The sequence below is a fragment of the Cellulomonas sp. FA1 genome, from assembly GCF_000986825.1.
Classification (GTDB): domain Bacteria; phylum Actinomycetota; class Actinomycetes; order Actinomycetales; family Cellulomonadaceae; genus Cellulomonas; species Cellulomonas iranensis.
Genome location: NZ_LBMY01000001.1, coordinates 865,175 through 885,207, shown reverse-complemented (window position 1 = coordinate 885,207; position 20,033 = coordinate 865,175). Strand labels below are relative to the sequence as shown.

General features: G+C 75.3%; 20 protein-coding genes and 4 tRNA genes. 4 read left to right on the top strand and 20 right to left on the bottom strand.

What is annotated here, in order from left to right; translation table 11 throughout:
* Positions 1–35: 35 nt before the first annotated feature.
* The 14 genes from ruvC to GY42_RS03845 form a co-directional block, all read right to left on the bottom strand.
* On the bottom strand, positions 36–602 hold the full coding sequence (gene ruvC / locus GY42_RS03910; protein ID WP_046528330.1) for a crossover junction endodeoxyribonuclease RuvC: 567 nt from the start codon (positions 600–602) through the stop codon (positions 36–38).
* Between the two features lie 70 nt (positions 603–672).
* Positions 673–1,428, bottom strand: a complete 756-nt coding sequence (locus tag GY42_RS03905; protein WP_046528329.1) for a YebC/PmpR family DNA-binding transcriptional regulator — start codon at positions 1,426–1,428, stop codon at positions 673–675.
* A gap of 90 nt (positions 1,429–1,518) precedes the next feature.
* Entirely contained in the window at positions 1,519–2,139 is a 621-nt protein-coding gene (gene pdxT / locus GY42_RS03900; protein WP_046530515.1) for a pyridoxal 5'-phosphate synthase glutaminase subunit PdxT, read from the bottom strand.
* 100 nt (positions 2,140–2,239) lie between these two features.
* Complete coding sequence (locus GY42_RS03895) at positions 2,240–3,433, bottom strand: pyridoxal phosphate-dependent aminotransferase (RefSeq protein WP_046528328.1); 1,194 nt, start codon at positions 3,431–3,433, stop codon at positions 2,240–2,242.
* 78 nt (positions 3,434–3,511) lie between these two features.
* Positions 3,512–4,108: an NUDIX hydrolase gene (locus GY42_RS03890; protein WP_046528327.1), complete on the bottom strand. Its 597-nt coding sequence runs from the start codon at positions 4,106–4,108 to the stop codon at positions 3,512–3,514.
* Entirely contained in the window at positions 4,105–5,016 is a 912-nt protein-coding gene (gene pdxS, locus GY42_RS03885) for a pyridoxal 5'-phosphate synthase lyase subunit PdxS (protein WP_046528326.1), read from the bottom strand. The genes GY42_RS03890 and pdxS overlap by 4 nt, the downstream gene beginning before the upstream one ends.
* A 177-nt stretch (positions 5,017–5,193) precedes the next feature.
* The gene (locus GY42_RS03880) at positions 5,194–5,865 is read right to left on the bottom strand and encodes a hypothetical protein (protein WP_046530514.1); all 672 of its coding nucleotides are present in this window, start codon (positions 5,863–5,865) and stop codon (positions 5,194–5,196) included.
* Between the two features lie 8 nt (positions 5,866–5,873).
* Positions 5,874–7,064 (bottom strand): glycosyltransferase family 4 protein, encoded by a 1,191-nt coding sequence (locus GY42_RS03875; RefSeq protein ID WP_082131684.1) that lies wholly within the window; start codon positions 7,062–7,064, stop codon positions 5,874–5,876.
* An 11-nt stretch (positions 7,065–7,075) separates the two neighbouring features.
* Positions 7,076–8,065, bottom strand: coding sequence for a phosphatidylinositol mannoside acyltransferase (locus tag GY42_RS03870; RefSeq protein ID WP_046528324.1), 990 nt, complete (start codon positions 8,063–8,065; stop codon positions 7,076–7,078).
* Entirely contained in the window at positions 8,062–8,673 is a 612-nt protein-coding gene (gene pgsA, locus GY42_RS03865) for a phosphatidylinositol phosphate synthase (RefSeq protein WP_046528323.1), read from the bottom strand. Before pgsA ends, GY42_RS03870 begins: the two co-directional genes overlap by 4 nt.
* Before the next feature lie 3 nt (positions 8,674–8,676).
* On the bottom strand, positions 8,677–9,249 hold the full coding sequence (locus tag GY42_RS03860) for an HIT family protein (RefSeq protein WP_046528322.1): 573 nt from the start codon (positions 9,247–9,249) through the stop codon (positions 8,677–8,679).
* A 3-nt stretch (positions 9,250–9,252) separates the two neighbouring features.
* Entirely contained in the window at positions 9,253–11,268 is a 2,016-nt protein-coding gene (gene thrS, locus GY42_RS03855; protein ID WP_046528321.1) for a threonine--tRNA ligase, read from the bottom strand.
* A 135-nt stretch (positions 11,269–11,403) separates the two neighbouring features.
* Positions 11,404–13,461, bottom strand: a complete 2,058-nt coding sequence (locus tag GY42_RS03850; protein ID WP_046528320.1) for an NAD(+) synthase — start codon at positions 13,459–13,461, stop codon at positions 11,404–11,406.
* A 143-nt stretch (positions 13,462–13,604) separates the two neighbouring features.
* A tRNA-Val gene (locus tag GY42_RS03845) sits at positions 13,605–13,676 on the bottom strand.
* A 285-nt stretch (positions 13,677–13,961) separates the two neighbouring features.
* Here GY42_RS03845 and GY42_RS03840 point away from each other — a divergent pair.
* Complete coding sequence (locus tag GY42_RS03840; RefSeq protein WP_052748194.1) at positions 13,962–14,390, top strand: SsgA family sporulation/cell division regulator; 429 nt, start codon at positions 13,962–13,964, stop codon at positions 14,388–14,390.
* Positions 14,391–14,462: 72 nt separating this feature from the next.
* Here GY42_RS03840 and GY42_RS03835 read toward each other — a convergent pair whose 3' ends face one another.
* Both GY42_RS03835 and GY42_RS03830 read right to left on the bottom strand, forming a co-directional pair.
* Entirely contained in the window at positions 14,463–15,326 is an 864-nt protein-coding gene (locus GY42_RS03835; RefSeq protein ID WP_046528319.1) for an aminotransferase class IV, read from the bottom strand.
* A gap of 36 nt (positions 15,327–15,362) precedes the next feature.
* Positions 15,363–16,451 carry a chorismate-binding protein gene (locus GY42_RS03830; protein ID WP_236686707.1) on the bottom strand — a complete coding sequence of 363 codons (1,089 nt, stop codon included), beginning with the start codon at positions 16,449–16,451 and terminating at the stop codon, positions 15,363–15,365.
* A 262-nt stretch (positions 16,452–16,713) separates the two neighbouring features.
* On the opposite strand from GY42_RS03830, the gene GY42_RS03825 reads away from it, so the two are divergent.
* The 3 genes from GY42_RS03825 to GY42_RS03815 all read left to right on the top strand — a co-directional run bounded on the left by GY42_RS03825 (position 16,714) and on the right by GY42_RS03815 (position 16,998).
* Positions 16,714–16,785: transfer RNA gene (locus GY42_RS03825), tRNA-Gly, on the top strand.
* Positions 16,786–16,835: 50 nt separating this feature from the next.
* A tRNA-Cys gene (locus GY42_RS03820) sits at positions 16,836–16,906 on the top strand.
* 17 nt (positions 16,907–16,923) lie between these two features.
* Positions 16,924–16,998: transfer RNA gene (locus GY42_RS03815), tRNA-Val, on the top strand.
* Positions 16,999–17,080: 82 nt separating this feature from the next.
* Here GY42_RS03815 and GY42_RS03810 read toward each other — a convergent pair.
* The 4 genes from GY42_RS03810 to GY42_RS03800 form a co-directional block, all read right to left on the bottom strand.
* Positions 17,081–17,830 (bottom strand): glycosyltransferase family 2 protein, encoded by a 750-nt coding sequence (locus tag GY42_RS03810; RefSeq protein WP_046530512.1) that lies wholly within the window; start codon positions 17,828–17,830, stop codon positions 17,081–17,083.
* Complete coding sequence (locus GY42_RS19585; protein ID WP_163275800.1) at positions 17,827–17,994, bottom strand: hypothetical protein; 168 nt, start codon at positions 17,992–17,994, stop codon at positions 17,827–17,829. The genes GY42_RS03810 and GY42_RS19585 overlap by 4 nt, the downstream gene beginning before the upstream one ends.
* A gap of 193 nt (positions 17,995–18,187) precedes the next feature.
* Positions 18,188–18,925: a sirohydrochlorin chelatase gene (locus GY42_RS03805; RefSeq protein WP_046528317.1), complete on the bottom strand. Its 738-nt coding sequence runs from the start codon at positions 18,923–18,925 to the stop codon at positions 18,188–18,190.
* Positions 18,922–20,031: a uroporphyrinogen-III synthase gene (locus tag GY42_RS03800; protein ID WP_046530511.1), complete on the bottom strand. Its 1,110-nt coding sequence runs from the start codon at positions 20,029–20,031 to the stop codon at positions 18,922–18,924. Before GY42_RS03800 ends, GY42_RS03805 begins: the two co-directional genes overlap by 4 nt.
* Positions 20,032–20,033 lie beyond the last annotated feature (2 nt).

Genomic DNA, 20,033 nt, shown 5'->3' with positions numbered 1-20,033 from the left:
CACGTGCGAACACGTGTACGAACGACACGCGCGCGTCAGGCGCGCCGGCGCGCCGCCTGCTCGGCGGCCGCCCACTGCCGTTGCGCCGCCGTGAGGGCACCGGGCTCGCGCTGCGGCGCGCCGAGCGTGCCCGCGGGCCGCCACAGGTGGCAGATCGCGAGCGCGAGCGCGTCGGCCGCGTCGGCCGGCCGCGGGACCTCCGCGAGCCCGAGCAGGCGCGCGACCATCGTCTGGACCTGGGCCTTGTCGGCGCGCCCCGACCCCGTGACGGCGGCCTTGACCTCGCTCGGGGTGTGCAGCGCGACGGGGATGCGACGCCGCGCGGCCGCGACCATCGCGAGGCCCGCGACCTGCGCGGTCCCCATGACCGTGCTGACGTTGTGCTGGGCGAAGACCCGCTCGACGGCGACCGTGTCGGGCGCGTGCTCCTCGAGGCACTCCTCGATGGACCGCTCGATGACGAGCAGCCGCTGGTCGACGTCGAGCGTCGGGTCGGACCGCGCGACGTCGACGTGCACGAGCCGCGCGCGCCGCCCGGGCAGCGCGTCGACGACGCCGAGGCCGCAGCGGGTCAGGCCGGGGTCCACTCCGAGCACGCGCACGGCGCCATCGTCGCAGGCCCGGGCACACCACGGGCCCCGCCACACCGTGACGGGGCCCGTGGCGGACGACTCACTCGGCGTCGAGCTCGGCCATGACCTCGTCGGACGCGTCGAAGTTGGCGTAGACGTTCTGCACGTCGTCGGAGTCCTCGAGCGCGTCGATGAGCCGCAGGATCTTGCGCGCCCCCTCGGCGTCGACCTCGATCTGCGTCGACGGCCACCACACGACGTCGGCCGAGTCGTAGTCGATGCCCGCGGCCTGCAGCGAGGACCGCACGGGCACCAGGTCGGTGGCCTCGCTCAGCACCTCGAACTGCTCGCCGAGGTCGTTGACCTCCTCGCCGCCGGCCTCGAGCACGGCCTCCATGACGGCGTCCTCGTCGGTGCCCTCCTTGGGGACGATGACGACGCCCTTGCGGCTGAAGATGTACGCCACCGAGCCCGGGTCGGCCATCTGGCCACCGTTGCGCGTGAACGCGACCCGCACGTCGGACGCGGCGCGGTTGCGGTTGTCGGTGAGGCACTCGACGAGCACCGCGATGCCGCCGGGGCCGTAGCCCTCGTACGTGATCGACTGGTAGTCGGCGCCGCCGGCCTCGGCACCCGACCCGCGCTTGACGGCGCGGTCGATGTTGTCGTTCGGCACCGAGGACTTCTTCGCCTTCTGGATGGCGTCGAAGAGCGTGGGGTTGCCGGCGGGGTCACCGCCGCCCGTGCGGGCGGCCACCTCGATGTTCTTGATGAGCTTGGCGAAGAGCTTGCCGCGCTTCGCGTCGATGACGGCCTTCTTGTGCTTCGTGGTGGCCCACTTGGAGTGACCCGACATGCCTCGTTACCCCTTCGTCTCCGCTGGTTCCGCCCGCGTCGCGCCCCGGCGGCGCCGTCCGTGAGGGACGGGCCGCAGGACGCCGCGACGTCACAGGCTGTCGCGGACGATCTGCACGAACAGTCGGTGCACCCGCGTGTCGCCCGTCACCTCCGGGTGGAAGGACGTGACCAGCAACGGGCCCTGGCGCACCGCGACGATCCTACCGGCGGCGGGGCCGTCCTCCACGCGACCGAGGACCGTGGCGGCCGGTCCGACCTCCTCGACCCACGGCGCGCGGATGAAGACCGCGTGCACGGGGTCCGTCGCGCTGTCGGCGACGCCGTCGATCACGAGGTCGGTCTCGAACGAGTCGACCTGCCGCCCGAACGCGTTGCGGCGCACCGTGATGTCGACGCCGCCGAGCGTGCGCTGCCCGTCGATGCCGCCGATGATCCGGTCCGCGAGCAGGATCATCCCCGCGCACGACCCGTACGCCGGCATGCCCGCCGCGAGCCGCTCGCGCACGGGGCCGTCGAGCTCGAACGCGCGCAGCAGCTTGTCGATCGTCGTGGACTCGCCGCCCGGCAGGACGAGCGCGTCGACCGCGTCGAGCTCGGACCGGCGACGCACGCCGACCGCCGCCACGCCGAGCGAGGTCAGCGCGGCGACGTGCTCGCGGACGTCGCCCTGCAGGGCGAGGACACCGATCGTGGGGCTCGTGGGGGGCACGGCAGCCGATCCTAGGCGCCGCGCCCTGCGTGGCCGCGAGCGGGCCAGGACCCGGCCGGCCAGGCCGACGCGGACGACGACGTCGCGCCTGGCGACGCCGTCACCGCGCGGCGGCGACGGCGCGCCCCACGACCCCGGCGCCACCCGCGCCCACGACCTCGTCGGCGAGCCGCTCGAGGCCCGTCAGCAGCAGGTCGCGCGGCGCCGCGAGCGAGACGCGCACGAGCCCCGCGGCGTGCTCGCCGAACGTCGAGCCGGGCGCGACCGCGACGCCGCGACGGGCGAGCAGCCGGCGCGCGAACGCGTCGGTGTCGGCCTCGCCCACGTCGACCATGAGGTAGAACGCGCCGTCTGGCTCGACGTGCCGCACGCCACGGCGCCGCAGCAGCGCGCAGGCCGCGTCGCGTCGCTCGCGGTACGACGCGACGGCGTCCGCGACGGCGTCCTGCGGGCCCGTGAGGGCCGCGAGCGCGCCGACCTGGCCCGTGGTCGACGGGCACGCGACCGTCGCCTCGGCGAGGTGGCCGAGCGCGTCGACCACGTGCGGGTCGGGCACCACGACGTACCCGGCGCGCCACCCGGTCATCGCGTACGTCTTCGACAGCGAGAAGAACCCCAGCACGCGCCCGTCGGTGTCGTGCGCGAGCGGGCTCGCGTGGGGTGCGTCGAACGTGATGGCCTCGTAGCACTCGTCCGAGAGCAGCCACAGGTCGTGGCGGCGCGCGACGTCCACGAGCGCGGCGACCACGGCGTCGGGGTAGACCGCGCCGGTCGGGTTGTTGGGCGAGCACACGACGATCGCACGCGTGCGCGGCGTGACGCACGCCTCGACCTCGTCCGGGTCGGGCACGAAGCCCGCGGCGGCGTGCGTCGGGTACCGCCGCGCGACCGCCGACGCCGCGACCGCCGCCATCTCCCAGTTGGGGAACCCGGGGTCGGGGAAGAGGATCTCGTCGCCCGGTGCGAGGAGCGTCGCCATCGCCATCGCGAGGCCGTGCATCGCGCCGTGCGTGACGACGACCTCGTCGGCCGTCGTGACCCGGGCGTGCGTGCGGGTCACGCGGTCGGCGGCCGCCGCACGCAGCGCGTCGAGGCCGAGGCTCGAGGTGTAGCCGGTCCGCCCGTCGCGGGCCGCCGCGGCGACGGCGTCGACGACGTGCGCGGGCGGTGCGACGTCCGGCTCGCCGATCTCGAGGTGGATCGCGTCCGGGTCGCGCAGCGCGAGCTCCATGAGCGTGCGGATCCCCGAGCGGGGGATGCGGGTGACGGGCGAGGCGGCGGCGGGGCGGGGCATGGCGGGACGCTAGCGCCGTCGCGTGACGGCGACGTTACCGACCGGTACGCGCAGGGGTCCGCGCGGCTCGGGCGCGGCTCACTCGCGCGCGAGCCCCAGGTGCCGCGTCGTGCCGTCCCACACCAGGACGTCCCGCACGAGGTCGGCGAGGCCCGCCGGGAACACCTCGATCGTGACCTGCGCGAGCGCGTCGAGGTCCCACCAGCGCAGCTCGTCGATCACGTCGAGCTCGACGTCGGTCCAGCCGTCGCGGCTGAGCGCCAGGTCCGCGCTGCTCACCCGCGCGAGGAACAGCACCTCGTGCTGCCGGCACGTGCGCGCGGCGAAGTCGAACACGGCCGAGCGCGTGTAGACCGGGCCGACGAGGTCGTCGGCGTCGACCACGATGCCGGTCTCCTCGCGGACCTCGCGCACCGCGGCCGCGCGCTCGTCCTCCCCCGCGTCGATGCCGCCGCCGACCGTGAACCACCACGAGCGGTCGGGCAGGTCGACGTCGTGCCCGCGCACGAGGAGCACGCGGTCGTGCTCGTCGAGCAGGATCACGCGCGCGGCGGAGCGCTCCAGCAGGCCGTCCGGCCCCGGGACCCACTCGGGCCCGAAGGCGCCCCCGGGACCGCCCCCGTCCGCACCGGCGGCGGGGACGGTCCCGGTGGGCCGCTGCTCGTCCGTGGTCACCAGCCCCGCTCGGCCAGGCGGTGCGGCACCGGCACGTCGTCGACGTTGATGCCGACCATCGCCTCGCCGAGGCCGCGCGACGTCTGCGCGACCACGTCGGGGTCGTCGTAGAACGTCGTGGCCTTGACGATGGCCGCCGCGCGCTGCGCCGGGTTGCCGGACTTGAAGATGCCCGAGCCGACGAACACGCCCTCGGCGCCCAGCTGCATCATCATCGCGGCGTCGGCCGGGGTCGCGATCCCGCCCGCCGTGAACAGCACGACGGGCAGCTTGCCGGTGGTCGCGACCTCCTTGACGAGGTCGTACGGCGCCTGCAGCTCCTTCGCGGCGAGGAACAGCTCGTCCTCGGGCAGCGACGTGAGGCGGCGGATCTCGTCGCGCAGCGTGCGCATGTGCGTCGTCGCGTTCGACACGTCGCCCGTGCCGGCCTCGCCCTTCGAGCGGATCATCGCCGCGCCCTCGGTGATGCGGCGCAGCGCCTCGCCCAGGTTGGTCGCACCGCACACGAACGGCACCGTGAACGCCCACTTGTCGATGTGGTGCGCGTAGTCGGCGGGCGTGAGCACCTCCGACTCGTCGACGTAGTCGACGCCGAGCGACTGGAGCACCTGCGCCTCGACGAAGTGCCCGATGCGGGCCTTGGCCATCACGGGGATCGACACCGTCGAGATGATCCCGTCGATGAGGTCGGGGTCGCTCATGCGCGCGACCCCGCCCTGCGCGCGGATGTCGGCCGGCACGCGCTCGAGCGCCATGACCGCGACGGCCCCGGCGTCCTCGGCGATCTTCGCCTGCTCGGGCGTGACGACGTCCATGATGACGCCGCCCTTGAGCATCTCGGCCATGCCGCGCTTGACGCGGGCGGTGCCGACCTCGCCCGCGGCCGCGGGCTGGGAGTTCTCGGTCACGTCAGACCTCTTCGATCCGTGGGTTCGGGACGCGCGGCTCCCCGGCGGACCCCGGGGACGGGCGTGACACCGGCCGCCGTGGTCGGGGCGCGCCCATCCTAGGTCGCGGCCCGCGCGCGGCCGCCGGGTGACCGGCACGCGGACGCCGGCCGACCGGCGGGTGCGTCGTCCGGTGCGTCAGCCCGCGGTCCCGGGGCGCGGCTGACGCGCCGACGCGGCCTCGCCGGGCAGCGGCAGGCCGCGCGGCCACGCGTCGTCGAGCTCGAGCGTGCGCGGCTCGGGCGCGTGCCCCGCGAGCCGCAGCAGCCGCACGAGCGCGCCGCGGCGCACGCGCTGCGTCTGCGCGACGGCCTCGTTGTGGAAGCGGCGCGCGAGCTGCACGCGGTACCAGGCCGCCGCGAGCTCGCCGAGCAGCCGCTCGCCCACGGGGTCGGCCGTGAGCGCGGCGACCTCCTCGGGCTCGTCGAGCACCTCGTCGAGCGTCGCGCTGAGCTCGCTCTCGACCTGCCCGCGGTCGAGGCCCCGCGCGGCCGCCGACGTGCCGAGGAACGCGCGCAGGTCCGGCGGGAGCAGACCCGAGGACGGCACGTCGCCGCCGGCCCCGCCGGCCGTGAGCGCGGCCCACGCGGCCTCGCCCACGAGCACCGAGCTGGCGGGGTCGAGCTGCCCGCTCGTCGCGAGCTCGGCCGCCACGCCGGCGCGGCGCACGAGCTGCGCCTCGACGACCGCACGCGACGCGCCGACCTTGCGGTGCAGCCGGTCCAGCCGCGAGGCCTGCACCCACACGAGCCACGCGAGCAGCAGCACGACGCCCACGACGACGAGCACGACCGTGCCGTCGGCCCACATCTCGGCCGTCACGACGACCTGCCCCTGCGCAGCTCGAGCAGGCGCGCGCCGCGCAGCGACGAGGGGTCCTCGCCGACGGGGGCGTCACGCCCGGCGACGGCCATCTCGTACACCGCGAGCACCTGGTCCGTGACGGCCGACCAGTCGTACCGGCGCACGACCTGCGACGCGCGCGCGGTCACCCGGGCGCGCAGCTCGGGGTCGCCGAGCACGCGGACCAGCGTCGCGCCGAGGTCGGCCGGGTCGCCCGTGCGGAACAGCACGCCCGCCTCGCCGCCGTCGAGCACGCGCGAGAAGGCGCCGAGGTCGCTCGCGACGACCGCGCTGCCGGCGCTCATCGCCTCGACCAGCACGATCCCGAAGCTCTCGCCGCCGGTCTGCGGCGCGACGTACGCGTCGACCGACGCGAGCAGGCGCGCCTTGTCCTCCTCGCTCACGCCGCCGAGCAGCTCGACCGCGCCCGCCCGGTCGCCGAGCGCGTCGCGCGCCTGATCGGCTCCCGTGTCGCCGCGGCCCGCGACCAGCAGCCGTGCGCCCGGGTAGGCGTCGAGGACGGCGGGCATGGCCTTCAGCAGCACCGCGAGGCCCTTGCGGGGCTCGTCGAGCCGGCCGAGGAACGCGAGCGTGGGGGCGTCGGGCGTGCCGGTCCAGCGGGGGTCGGTGCCGACGCCCTCGAACGCGTCGACCTGGACGCCGTTCGGGATGACGACCGCGTCGCCGCCGAGGTGCTCGACGAGCGTGCGCCGTGCGTCCTCGGAGACGGCGATGCGCAGCGAGATCTTCTCGAGCGACTGCCGGACGAGCGGGTACGCGACCTGCAGCGAGCGCGAGCGCGTGATGGACGTGTGGAACGTGGCGACGACCGGGCCGTCCGCGATCCACAGCGCCAGCATGCCCAGGCTGGGCGTCACGGGCTCGTGCAGGTGCAGCACGTCGAAACGGCCGGCGGCGAGCCAGCGGCGCACGCGACCGGCGGTCACGGGCCCGAACGTCAGGCGTGCGACCGACCCGTTGTAGTGGACCGGCACGGCACGGCCCGCGGGGACCAGGTACGACGGGACGGGCGTGTCCTCGGCCGCGGGCGCGAGCACGGACACGTCGTGCCCGCGCTGCAGGAGCGACTCCGCGAGGTCGCGCACGTGGAACTGCACGCCCCCGGGCACGTCGAACGAGTACGGGCAGACGATCCCGACGCGCAGCGGTCGTTCGCTCATGACGCGCCCTCCTCGCCACCGGCGCCGAGGTCCGGCGGCGCGGCCGCGCGCCGGGCGGCGTCGCGCGCCGGGTCGAGGTCCTCGACGAACACGCGCTGCAGCATGTGCCAGTCCTGCGGCCGCGCGTGGATCACCCCCGCGAGGGCGTCGACCCAGCCCTGCGTGACGGTCTGCAGCTGCTGCGCCCGCGGCAGGTCCGCGGGGACGTCGACGCGCGGCAGGAACGTGATGACGATGCCCCACGGCGTGCCGGCCGCGCGGCGACGGGCGCCGTGCAGACGCTCGTAGGTGATGGCGGCGGGCACCAGGGGCGCGCCGGTCGAGACCGCCAGCGCGGCGGGGCCGGCGGCCACGCGCGCGCGGCGCCCGAACAGGTCGACCTCGACGCCCCTGGCCGTGAGGTCGCGGTCGGCCAGCAGCGGCAGGACCCCCGGGCCGCCCCGGGCGACGCGCACGAGCTGGCGGAACACGTCACCACCGCCGGTGAGCGGGATGATCGTCAGACCGATGGACTCGCGGAAGGCCAGGAACTCCTGGAAGAGCTCCTCGGGCTCGAGCCGCTCGGCGACGGTCGTCACGTGGCCGAGGTGCGCGGTCGCCCACGCGCCGGCGAGGTCCCAGTTGCCCATGTGGCCGAGCGCGAGGACGACCTCGTGCCCGTCGGCGAGCAGCGCGCGCACGGGCGCGTCACCGACCGCGCGCACGCGCGCGGCGATGCGGTCGGGGCTGCTGCCGCGCAGCGTGAGCGTCTCGCCGAAGTAGCGCATGTACGAGCGCATGCCGGCGCGCGACAGCCGTCGCAGCGCCGCGGGATCGAGCTCGGGGCGCACGCGCGCGAGGTTCGCCTCGAGGCGGCGCACGCCGGACCCGCGGCGCCACCACGCGACGTCGGCCCCGAGCGTGGTCAGCGCGCGCACGACGGGCCCCGGGACGCGGTGACCGACGCGCCAGGCCAGGTGGTAGGCGCGCGCGACGTCGAACCTCACGAGGCCGCCTCCCGGACCTGGCGGCGCACGGCGGCCATGCGCTGGACGACGGTGACGGCGGACGCGAGCGCGAGCAGCGCGAGCACCACGGTCATGACGACGACGGGCAGCCCGAGGCCGACGAGGAACGCGGCCAGCAGCACGGCGAAGAGCCGGTCGGCGCGCTCCGCGATGCCGCCCGAGGCGGTCATGCCGAGACCCTCGGCGCGGGCCCGCGCGTAGGGCACGATCGAGCCGAGCACGAGGCACGCGAGGGCCAGCACGGCGGTGGGCCGGTGGTCGCCCGCGCCGGTGTACCAGAGCACGAGGCCCGCGAAGATCGCGCCGTCGCCGAACCGGTCGAGCGTCGAGTCGAGGAACGCACCCCAGGGGCCGCTGCGGCCCGCGCGGCGCGCCATGACGCCGTCGATCGAGTCGGTGAGCGTGAACAGCGCGATGAGCAGGGCGCCGAGCAGCAGGTGCCCGGTGGGGAAGGCCCACAGCGCGGTGGCGACCACGACGAGCGTGCCGGTGATCGTCACGGCGTCGGGCGAGACGCCGGCGCGCAGGAGCACGTCGGCGAGCGGGGTCCACAGGCGCGTCATGAGACCGCGCAGGCGGCTGAGCACGCGTCAGACCTCCGGGGTGGCCGGCCAGGCGGCCGCGAGCGCGGCGCGCGTGTCGCCGAGCAGGGCGGGCAGCGCACGCGTGCGGGCGACGACGGGCAGGAAGTTCGCGTCGCCGCCCCAGCGGGGGACGACGTGCTGGTGCAGGTGCGCCTGGATGCCGGCGCCGGCGACCTGCCCCTGGTTCATCCCGAGGTTGAACCCCTGGGGCGCCATGACGTCACGCACGACCCGCATGGCGGTGCGGGTGAGCGCGGCGACCTCGGCGACCTCGGCCTCGGTGAGGTCCGTGTAGTCGGCGACGTGCCGGTACGGGCACACCAGCAGGTGCCCCGAGTTGTACGGGTAGAGGTTCATGACGACGTACGCGACCGCGCCGCGGTGCACGACGAGCCCCTGCTCGTCGGGCAGCGCCGGGATGCGGCAGAACGGGCAGCCGTCGCCGGGCGCGTCGTCGGCGGGCTTGTCCTGCCCGCCGATGTACACCATGCGGTGCGGCGTCCAGAGCCGGTCGAGCCCGTCGGGGTCGCCCGCGAAGGCACCGGCGGGCTCGACCTCGACCTCGTCGGAGGAGGTCACGGCTCAGACCTGCACGCGGTCGCGCACGGCCGTGACGATCCGCTCGATCGCCTCGTCGACCGGCACGCCGTTGTCCTGGCGGCCGTCGCGGTAGCGGAACGACACCGCACCGGCCTCGGCGTCCTCGCCGCCGGCGATCAGCACGAACGGGATCTTCTGCGTCGAGGCGTTGCGGATCTTCTTGCCGAACCGGTCGTCCGAGCGGTCGACCTCGGCGCGCACCCCCTGCGCCCGCAGGCGCGACACGACCTCGTCGAGGTACGGCTCGAACGGCTCGGCGACGGGCACGGCCAGCACCTGCACGGGCGCGAGCCACGCCGGGAAGGCGCCTGCGTAGTGCTCGGTGAGGACCGCGAAGAACCGCTCGATCGAGCCGAACAGCGCGCGGTGGATCATCACGGGCCGCTGCCGGCTGCCGTCGGGCGCGGTGTACTCGAGCTCGAACCGCTCGGGCAGGTTGAAGTCGAGCTGGATGGTCGACATCTGCCACGTGCGGCCGATCGCGTCCTTGGCCTGGACGGAGATCTTGGGGCCGTAGAACGCGGCGCCGCCCGGGTCGGGCACGAGGTCGAGGCCCGAGGCCTCGGCCACCGCGCGCAGCGTCTCGGTGGCCTCCTCCCACACCTCGTCCGAGCCGACCGACTTCTCGGGGTTGCGGGTGGACAGCTCGAGGTAGAAGTCGTCGAGCCCGTAGTCCTTGAGCAGCTCGAGCACGAAGGTGAGCAGGCTCGTGAGCTCGGCGCGCATCTGCTCGCGGGTGCAGTAGATGTGCGCGTCGTCCTGCGTGAAGCCGCGGCCACGGGTCATGCCGTGCACGACGCCCGACTTCTCGTACCGGTAGACGGTGCCGAACTCGAACAGCCGCAGCGGCAGCTCGCGGTACGACCGCCCGCGCGACTTGAAGATGAGGTTGTGCATGGGGCAGTTCATGGGCTTGAGGTAGTAGTTCTGCCCCGCGCGCCGCACGTTGCCGTCGGCGTCGCGCTCCTCGTCGAGCTGCATCGGCGGGTACATGCCGTCGGCGTACCAGTCGAGGTGGCCCGAGATCTGGAAGAGCTGCTCCTTGGTGATGTGCGGCGTGTTGACGAACGAGTAGCCGGACTCCACGTGGCGCCTGCGGGAGTAGTGCTCCATCTCCATGCGGATGATGCCGCCCTTGGGGTGGAACACCGACAGGCCGGAGCCGATCTCCTCGGGGAACGAGAACAGGTCGAGCTCGTTGCCCAGGCGGCGGTGGTCGCGGCGCTCGGCCTCGGCGAGGCGCTCGAGGTGGGCCTTGAGCTCGTCCTTGGTGGGCCACGCGGTGCCGTACACGCGCTGCAGCTGCGGGTTCTTCTCGGACCCGCGCCAGTACGCCGCGGCGGACCGGGTGAGCTGGAAGCCGTTGCCGATGAGGCGGGTGCTGGGCAGGTGCGGCCCGCGGCACAGGTCCTGCCACACGACGGTCTCGGACTCGCGGCCCGCACCCCGCACGTTCTGGTAGATCGACAGGCCGCCGAGGCCGACCTCGACCGACGCGCCGTCGGCAGCGTCGCCGGCCTCGCCCTTGAGCCCGATGAGCTCGAGCTTGTACGGCTCGGCCGCGAGCTCCTCGCGCGCCTGGGCCTCGGTCACGTCCCACCGTCGGAAGGTCTGCCCCTCCTTGACGATCCGGTTCATGACCTTCTCGATCGCCTTGAGGTCCTCGGGCGTGAACGGGGTCTCGACGTCGAAGTCGTAGTAGAACCCGTCGGTGATGGGCGGGCCGATGCCCAGGCGCGCCTGCGGGTTGACCTCCTGCACCGCCTGCGCGAGCACGTGCGCCGCCGAGTGCCGCAGCACCGACAGCCCGTCGGGCGAGTCGATGGTGACGGCCTCGACGACCGCGCCGGCGGGCAGCGGCAGCGCGAGGTCCTTGAGCTCGCCGTCGACGCGCACGACGACGACGTCGCGGCGGTCGCCGAACAGGTCCGTGCCCGTCGTGCCCTGCGCGACCGGGGTCTCGACGCCGTCGACGGTCAGGGTGATCTGCTCGGGCACGATCAGGGCTCCTCGGGTGCACGCCCGCCGCGTCACGGCACGTCGGCGCTCGCCGACCAGGGCGTGGTCGATGCTACCGACCGCGGCGCCCGACCACCGACGCGGTGCGCCGCGACCGACAAGGTCAGGCCGTGGTCAGGCGTGCGGCACGTCGTGCGGGACGCGCGCGTCGAGCTCGGCGAGCCACGCGGCGGCCGACGCGTCGGACGGCATGCGCCAGTCGCCGCGCGGCGACATCGTGCCGCCCGCGCTGACCTTGGGGCCGTTGGGCAGCGCCGAGCGCTTGAACTGCGACGCGAAGAACCGGCGCAGGAAGACCTCGAGCCAGCGCCGCACGGTCGGCAGGTCGTAGGACGTGCGGCGGTCCTGCGGCCACCCGGCGGGCCAGGCGCCGGCCGCGGCGTCGTGCCACGCGTGCCACGCGAGGAACGCGACCTTGCTGGGCCGCGTGCCGTGCCGCAGCACCTGGTACAGGGTGAAGTCGTGCAGCGCGTAGGGGCCGATCGTGTCCTCGGTGGACTGCAGCGGCTCGCCGTCGCGCACGGGCACGAGCTCGGGCGAGATCTCCTGGTCCAGGACGCGCAGCAGCACCGCGTTGGTCGCGTCGTCGAAGTGCCGCTCCCCCACGACCCACCGGATCAGGTGCTGGATGAGGGTCTTGGGGACGCCCGCGTTCACGGCGTAGTGCGACATCTGGTCGCCGACGCCGTACGTGCACCAGCCCAGCGCGAGCTCCGAGAGGTCGCCCGTGCCGAGCACGATCCCGCCGCGCTGGTTGGCGGCGCGGAACAGGTAGTCGGTGCGCAGGCCGGCCTGCACGTTCTCGAACGTGACGTCGTAGACCTCCTCGCCCGCGCCGGCGGGGTGGCCGAGGTCGGCGAGCATCTGGCGGGCGGCGGGACGGATGTCGATCGTCTCGGCGGTCGTGCCGAGCGCCTCCATGAGCGCGAGGGCGGACGCGAGCGTCGTGCTGCTCGTCGCGAAGCCGGGCATGGTGAACGCGAGGATGTCGCTGCGGGGGCGGCCGAGCCGGTCCATGGCGTTGGCGGCGACGATGAGCGCGTGCGTCGAGTCCAGGCCGCCGGAGACGCCGATGACGACCTTCGCGCCGCCGACGGCGCGCAGACGCTGCTCGAGGCCGGAGACCTGGATGTTGTAGGCCTCGTAGCAGTCGAGCGCGAGGCGTGCCGGGTCGTCGGGCACGAACGGGAACCGGTCGACGGGCCGCCGCAGCCCGACGTCGCCGGCGGGCGGGTCGAGCGTGAACGTCACCGTGCGGTGCGAGGCGCCGGCGGGCGGCAGGCCGAGACCGCGGCGGTTGTCGTCGAACGTGCCCGCGCGCAGCCGCTCCTGGCGGATGCGGTCGAGGTCGACGTCGGCGGTCGTCAGCACGACGCCGTCGGCGAAGCGCTCGCCCTCGGCCAGCAGCTCGCCCAGCTCGTAGAGCATGGTCTGGCCGTCCCACGACAGGTCGGTCGTCGACTCCCCCTGGCCCGCGGCGGCGTACACGTAGGCGGCCTGGCAGCGCGCGGACGCCGAGCGGACCAGGAGCCGGCGGTCCTCGGCGCGCGCGACCGTGATGGGGCTGCTCGAGAGGTTGACCAGGACGGTGGCCCCGGCGAGCGCCGCCGTCGCGCTCGGCGGCACGGGCACCCACATGTCCTCGCACACCTCGACGTGCAGCACGAGTCCGGGCACGTCGGACGCGGCGAACAGCAGGTCGGGCCCGATCGGCACCTCCTGCCCCGCGACCGTGGTGGTGCCGCGCACGTCGTCGCCGGGCGCGAACCAGCGCCGCTCGTAGAACTCGCGGTAGGTCGGCAGGTACGACTTGGGCGCGACGCCCAGCACGCGTCCGCGGTGCACCACGACGGCGGCGTTGAGGACACGGGTGCCGTGCGCGAGGGGCGCGCCCACGACGAGCACGGGCCGAAGGTCCCTCGACGCGGCCACGACCTCGTCGAGCGCGTCGCGCACGGCGTCCAGGAGCGCGTCCTGCAGGAAGAGGTCGTCGATGGCGTAGCCGGACAGGCAGAGCTCGGGGAGCACGGCCACGGCGACCGCGTCGTCGTGCGCGGCGCGGGCCGCGGCGACGACGGCGGCGGCGTTGCGCGCCGGGTCGGCCACCGTGACGGGCACGGTGCAGGCCGCGACGCGGGCGAACCCGTGGGCGTAGGCGGAGAGGAAGTCCACGTCGCGAGTCTGGCACGCGGGCTGTCGCGCCACCTGCGGCGACGCGGTTCGTACGCGTGCGCGAGCCCGACCCGGGCGACGTCACCGGGGACCTCCGGGAACGCAGCACGCCCCCGGCCGGAGCCGGGGGCGTGCTGTGCGGGTGGGCGATACTGGGTTCGAACCAGTGACCTCCTCGGTGTGAACGAGGCGCTCTACCACTGAGCCAATCGCCCGTCGTGTCGAACGACGTGCACCACCCGTGGGCGGCACGGGAGACGATGCTAGCGGACGTCGGCCGGATCTCCGAACCGGGGCCGTCGCGAGCCCCAGAAGTCGTGCAAAGCACCGCAGAAGGCGCTTACCGTTCACCCGCAGCGGCCTGGCGAACGCTTTCCTACTGGTCAGGAAGGGTCCGGGCGGGTGAACTGTGGGCACGCACCGGTCCAATGGGACATCCGTCCTGCCATGATGTGTTCCCACGGCCCGCGGTGGGCCGCACCCCCGACAGGAGGACCCCGATGGCGGATTCGTCGTACGACGTCGTCGAGGTCGTCGCCATGCAGCTGATCGGGTCGGACGCCACGGTGATCCCGGTGTCCGCCGAGCTGTCCTTCCGCACGAGCGACCCCTACACCGTCCGCGCCGTGTTCACGGGCGCGCACACGATGTCGACGTGGCTGCTCGGCCGCGAGCTGCTGGTCCAGGGCGTGCACGCCGTGGCCGACGCCCCCGCGGGGACCGGCGACGTGCAGGTGTGGCGCGACGACGACCCCGACTACACGCTCGTCTCGCTGTCCGGGGTCGAGGGCAGCGCGCTGCTCGCGGCACCGACCGAGCCGCTGCTGCGCTTCCTCGCCGCGACGCAGGCTCTCGTGCCCGTGGGCAACGAGTCCGACAAGATGGAGGGCGAGATCACGGCGCTCATCGCGGCGCTGCTGACCGCCTGACCCCACGCGCCGCGACGCGGCGCACCACGACACCCGGCCGGCCCCGCCTCGTGCGGGGCCGGCCGTCGTGCGTCAGGGGTCGAGGTCGTCCGCCATCCGCGCGAGGAACACGCGCCGCGCCTCGGCCGCGAGCGGGCCCGCCGCGACGTCGACCTCGTCGAGCCGCACCACGGGGGTGACGTTGCGCACCGACCCCGTGAGCACGAGGTGGGCCCGACCCGCGACGACCTCGTCGAGCACGCCCCACGGCAGCTCGTCGGGTGCCGCCTCGCGGACCGGGAGCCCCGCCTCACGGCCCCACAGCAGCAGCAGGTCGCGCGTGATGCCGGCGAGGCAGCCCGTCTCGAGCGAGGGTGTCAGCAGCTCACCGCCCACCTCGACGAAGACGTTGGACCCCGTACCCTCGCTGAGGCGGCCCCGCGTGTCCGCGAGCAGCGCCTCGTCCGCGCCGGCCTCGCGCGCCCGCGCGAGCGCGACCACGTTCTCGGCGTACGACGTCGTCTTCAGCCCGGCGATCGGCGACCGCTCGTTGCGCACCCAGGGCACGCGCACGGCGCGCGCGACGTCGCCCGCTCCCCCGGGCGCCGCCACGACGACCACGGTCGGCCGCTGCTCGGCGGGCGCGAGGCGCTGCGACCCCATGGGGCCGGGGCCGCCCGTCACCGTGATGCGCAGCCGGCCGGCACGGTCGCCCGCGGCTGCCAGGACCGCGCGGACGCCCTCGCGCACCTCGTCGAGCGGCAGCGGGGGCAGCCCCAGGCCGTCGGCGGAGCGCTGCAGGCGCTCGAGGTGCCGCGTGAGGGCGAACGCGGTGCCGCGGTGCACGCCGCACGTCTCGAAGACGCCGTCGCCGACCGTCAGGCCGTGGTCGACGGCCGTCAGCACGGGCTCGTCGAGGGTGTGCAGCCGGCCGCCGGCCCAGATCGCGAGGTCCACCCGGCCATCCTGCCACCGGGGCCGCGCCGGGCGGGGTCAGGCGCCGGACGCGAGCGCGACGAGCCGCGCCGCCTTGAGCTCCGTCTCGTCCCACTCCGCGGCGGCGTCGCTCGCCCACGTGATCCCGGCGCCCGTGCCGAACCGCAGCGTGCCGTCGCGCCACCAGAACGTGCGGATGCCGACGGCGAGCTCGGCCTCGACGGTGCCGTCGTCGCCGACGCACACCCAGCCGACGAGGCCGCAGTACGGTCCGCGCGGCGCGCGCTCGAGCTCGGCGATGACGCGCAGCGCCGAGCTCTTGGGCGCACCGGACACCGAGCCGGGCGGGTAGGTCGCGTCCAGGAGCCGCGCGACGAGGTCGGGTGCGTGCGCGACGTCGGGCGCGAGCTCGCCGGTGACCGTCGAGACGAGGTGCACGAGCCCGGGGTGGGCCTCGGTCGCGAGCAGGTCGGTCACCGCGACCGTGCCGGGGCGGCACACGCGTTGCAGGTCGTTGCGCACGAGGTCGGTGATCATGACGTTCTCGGCGCGGTCCTTGGCCGTGAGGCCGTCGGGCGTGGCCGCCGTGCCCTTGATGGGCCCGGACGTCACGACGCCGTCGCGCACGCGCAGGAACAGCTCGGGCGACGCCGTCACGACCCACGCGCCGGGCACGGCGCCGCCGGACGGCACGTGCACGCCGCCCGCGTACGGCGCGGGGTTCCCGGCCGCGAGGCGCGCCCCGAGCGCGCGTGCGTCCGGCTCGTCACCGCCGGCGGCGGGCAGCGGCGCGGACAGCACGCGGCAGAGGTTGGCCTGGTAGACGAGCCCGTCGCGCACGTGACCGCGCACGCGGTCGACCGCGGCGACGTAGGCGTCACGGTCGAGCGACGTGGTCCACGCACCGGGGGCCGGGCCGCGCCACGTCGCCGGGTCGGCGGTGGCCCGGTCGGGCCCGACGCGTGCGAACCGCCACGCGTCGACGCGGCCCTCGAACTCCCCCACGAGCGCCCACCAGCCGGGTGTCGCGAGCGCGTCGGGGCGGGCGCGCAGGTCCGCGTGCTCGACGACGCCGATCGCGCGACGACCGCCGAACCACGCGACGCCGGGCGCCACGGGGGCGGGCGGGATGGCGGGCGCGGGCACGGCCCCAACCTACCGACGCGACCCACCGGACCCGCGGCACGACCACGTCGCGGCACCCTCCCGCGACGCCCGGACGAACGGGGCGCGACCGCCCGGTGACCTGCGGCTGGACCGTCAGCACACTCTCCCGCGCCCGTCACGCGGACACGCCGGAGGGCCGGTGTGACGACGCGCTCAGCGAGCCGGTTGGACTCTCCCCGAGTTTGTCGTCTAGAGTCTTCGACGCACCAGGAAACGCCGGTGAAACGGCGAGACCAGGCGTGCGGACGTGGCTCAGTGGTAGAGCATCACCTTGCCAAGGTGAGGGTCGCGGGTTCGAATCCCGTCGTCCGCTCGGAGGCTATCCCCTTCGGCGTCACCGCCGTCGTGGACTGCGGTCTCAGCGGTGGAGTGGCCGAGAGGCGAGGCAGCGGCCTGCAAAGCCGTATACACGGGTTCGAATCCCGTCTCCACCTCGTAGCACACCCCACGCGGGCGATTGGCGCAGCGGTAGCGCGCTTCCCTGACACGGAAGAGGTCACTGGTTCGATCCCAGTATCGCCCACCAGCAAGGCCCCAGGTCATCGACCTGGGGCCTTCGTGGTTCCCGGGGAGAACCGGCTGCGCACCGGACGCCCACTCGGTGCAGCTCAGGCCGACGTCGGCCGCCGGTGGCGCAGCCAGCGCTCCCACGGCGGGGCGTGCCGCCAGTGCCGCGCGAGCGTCGTGAGCGCGCGCCGCACGCGCGGCACCCACTGCCGCCCCGGGCGCACGGCGCGCGCCGACATGCCGACCGACCATCCCGGGTCGACGACGACGCGCGCACCCGGGCCGATCGCGAGCGCGAGGTCGAGGTCGTCGTGCACGTCGCCCGTGCGGGTCACGCGGGGGCGCGCCGCGCGCCACACCGACGCGCGGAACGCCATCGACGACCCCCACAGCACCGGGTGGCCGGCCGCGAGGTGGCCCAGCGCGTAGTACGCACCCAGGTAGGCACGCGCGAGACGCACGCCGCGCCGCCCCGGCAGGTCGAACACCCCGTGGCCGGTCACCGCGTCGACGCCGGGGTCGGCGAGCGTCGCGAGCGCGCGCTCCACCCAGTCGGGTGCCGGCCGGGAGTCGGCGTCGAGCCGCAGCAGCACGTCGCCGCGCGCCGCGTCGTACCCAGCGGCCGCGGCTGCAGGGATGCCGACGCGCGGCTCGACGACCACGCGCGCCCCGTGCCCGCGCGCGACCCGCGCGCTCGCGTCGCTCGACGCGTTGTCGACCACGACCACCTCGTCGGGCGGGCGGGTCTGCGCGGCGAGCAGGCGCAGGCACGCGTCCAGGTGCGCGGCGTCGTCCCGCACGGGGACGACGACCGAGACGACAGGCGTCGGACGCGGCGCCGAACCGTTCAGCCGTCGTCCTCGGTGCCGCGCGGGTTGAGGTTGGCGGGCTCGGCGTCGGTGTCGACGTCCTGCTCGTCGCCGCCGGCGGCCTGCGCACCCGTGCGCGGGTTGAGGTTGGCGGGGTCGGCGTCCGGGTCCTGCGACGGGTCGTAGCCCGTGGTCTGCTCGCTCATGCCGTCCACCGTCACACCGGGCGGTGCGGCGTGCACGCCGGTTCCCCGGATCCGGCGGGCGCGAACCGCGGGACGCGCGACGACGTGCGAGCACGGGCGGGCGCCGCCGACGCCGCCGTCGCGTTCGTCGAGACCGCTCGTGCGGCGGGCCTCACGGACGAGGAGGTGCAGGACCTCGCCGCGTCGGCGCTGCTCACGCTCCCGCGTGCGACGCGCTCGGCGCCCACGTCGCCGACGCCTGCGCGCTGACCTCGTCGAACCGGTCGAGCGCGATCTGCGCGAGCCGCACGTCCGGTGCCAGGGGTGCGGCCACGACGTCGGCCCCGGCCTCGTGCACGCGGTCGAGGAAGAAGCCGGGAGCCAGCAGGTAGGACGCGACCACGACGCGCCCGCCCGGGGCCAGGGTGGTGCGCGCGTCGGCGATCGCGACGGGTACGCGCGGGTGCGCGCCCGCGCCGTACCCGACGGTCACGGGCCGGCCCAGCCGCTCGGCCAGGCCCGCGACGACCTCGCGCACCGCGGTCGCGGCCTCGGGGTCGCTCGACCCGGCCGCCGCGACGACGACCGCGTCGTCGTCGCGGAGGCCCGCGTCCGCGAGCCGGTCGGCGAGGATCTCGACCAGCCGCGGGTCCGGACCCATCGGTCGGCCCGCGGCGGCCCCGGGACGGTCGACGGCCTCGGCGACGTCGGTCTTCACGTGGAAGCCCGTCGACAGCAGCAGCGGCACGACGACCGTCGGGGCGTCGACGACGGCCCCCGCGACGACGTCCGGCAGCTCGGGCTGCTGCACGTCGACGAACGCCTCGCGCACGTCGAGGTCCGGCCGCAGGTCCGCCAGGTCGACGAGGATCGAGGCGATCGCGGCGCGGCCCGCGTGGCTGTCGGTGCCGTGCGAGCAGCCGACGAGCACGGGCGCGGGGGTGGTGGTCATGACTGCTCCTGGAGCTCGAGTCGGTAGCCGCGCTTGACGACGGTGCGGACGAGGGCGCGGCTGCCGCTCGCGTCGCGCAGCCGCGCGATCGCGACCTCGGCCGCGTGCGGGTCGGACGAGTCGCCCGGCAGCGCCGCGAGCACCTGCTCGCGCGGGACGACCGAGCCGCGCGCGTGCGCGAGCAGCCGCAGCACCTCCAGGCCCGTGCGCGACAGCGGCAGGACGCGCCCGTCGAGCACGGCGGCCGCGCGGTGCACGCGCAGCGGGCCGGCGACCGTGTCGAGGGCCTCGATGCCGCCGTAGTGCGTGACGACCGCGCGCACGAGCGAGCCGAGACGGCCGCGGTCGGGCACGAGCGGCTCGATGCCCACCTCCAGCAGCGGCTTCGCGGTGACGGGACCGACGGCCGCGAACACGACGGCACCCGCGCGGTGGCGCGCGAGCAGGCCGTCGAGCGCGCCGGCCTCGCGCGCGGCGTCGAGCCACGCCGCGGCACCCGGGGCCGACGTGAACACGACGGCGTCGACGTCGCCGTCGGCGACCGCGCGCGTCGAGTCCCGGACGAGCGCGGGGTCGGGCGGCGGCCCCCACCGGTACACGACGAGGCTGCGCACGCGCGCCCCGGCCAGCGCGAACGCCTCGTCGAGGCCGTCGGCGCCGGCGCCGTGGTGCTGGATGACGATGTCGCGCCCTGCGACGCCCTCGTCGAGGAGCGTCTCGGCGATCTCGGCGCTCGTCTCGGACTCCGCGACCCAGTCGGCGCTCAGCCCGGCGGCCTGGATCGCGCCGCGCGCCTTGGGGCCGCGCGCGACGATCCGGGTGCCCGCGAGCACCTCGAGCAGCCGGTCGGCGAGACCGGCGGCGTCCGCCGCCTCGACCCAGCCGCGGAAGCCGATGCCCGTCGTGACGACCACGGTGTCGGGCGGCTCGGCGAGCACGCTGCGCGTGCGCTCGAGCAGCAGCGCGTCGTCGGTGTGCGGCACCATGCCGAGCGCGGCCGCGTGCCGCACGCTCGCGCCGCGCCGCTCGAGCGCGGCGCGCAGCTCGGAGGAACGGCGGTCGGCCGTGACGAGCACGACGCAACCGGCCAGGGTCTGGTCGATCATCT

Excerpts from the sequence above, each read along its gene's own strand:
- GY42_RS03905 (WP_046528329.1), bottom strand. The coding sequence starts at position 1,428 with ATGTCGGGTCACTCCAAGTGGGCCACCACGAAGCACAAGAAGGCCGTC.
- GY42_RS03880 (WP_046530514.1), bottom strand. The coding sequence starts at position 5,865 with ATGTGGGCCGACGGCACGGTCGTGCTCGTCGTCGTGGGCGTCGTGCTG.
- GY42_RS19585 (WP_163275800.1), bottom strand. The coding sequence starts at position 17,994 with ATGAGCGAGCAGACCACGGGCTACGACCCGTCGCAGGACCCGGACGCC.
- GY42_RS03805 (WP_046528317.1), bottom strand. The coding sequence starts at position 18,925 with ATGACCACCACCCCCGCGCCCGTGCTCGTCGGCTGCTCGCACGGCACC.
- GY42_RS03800 (WP_046530511.1), bottom strand. The coding sequence starts at position 20,031 with ATGATCGACCAGACCCTGGCCGGTTGCGTCGTGCTCGTCACGGCCGAC.
- GY42_RS03840 (WP_052748194.1), top strand. The coding sequence starts at position 13,962 with ATGGCGGATTCGTCGTACGACGTCGTCGAGGTCGTCGCCATGCAGCTG.
- GY42_RS03895 (WP_046528328.1), bottom strand. The coding sequence starts at position 3,433 with ATGCCCCGCCCCGCCGCCGCCTCGCCCGTCACCCGCATCCCCCGCTCG.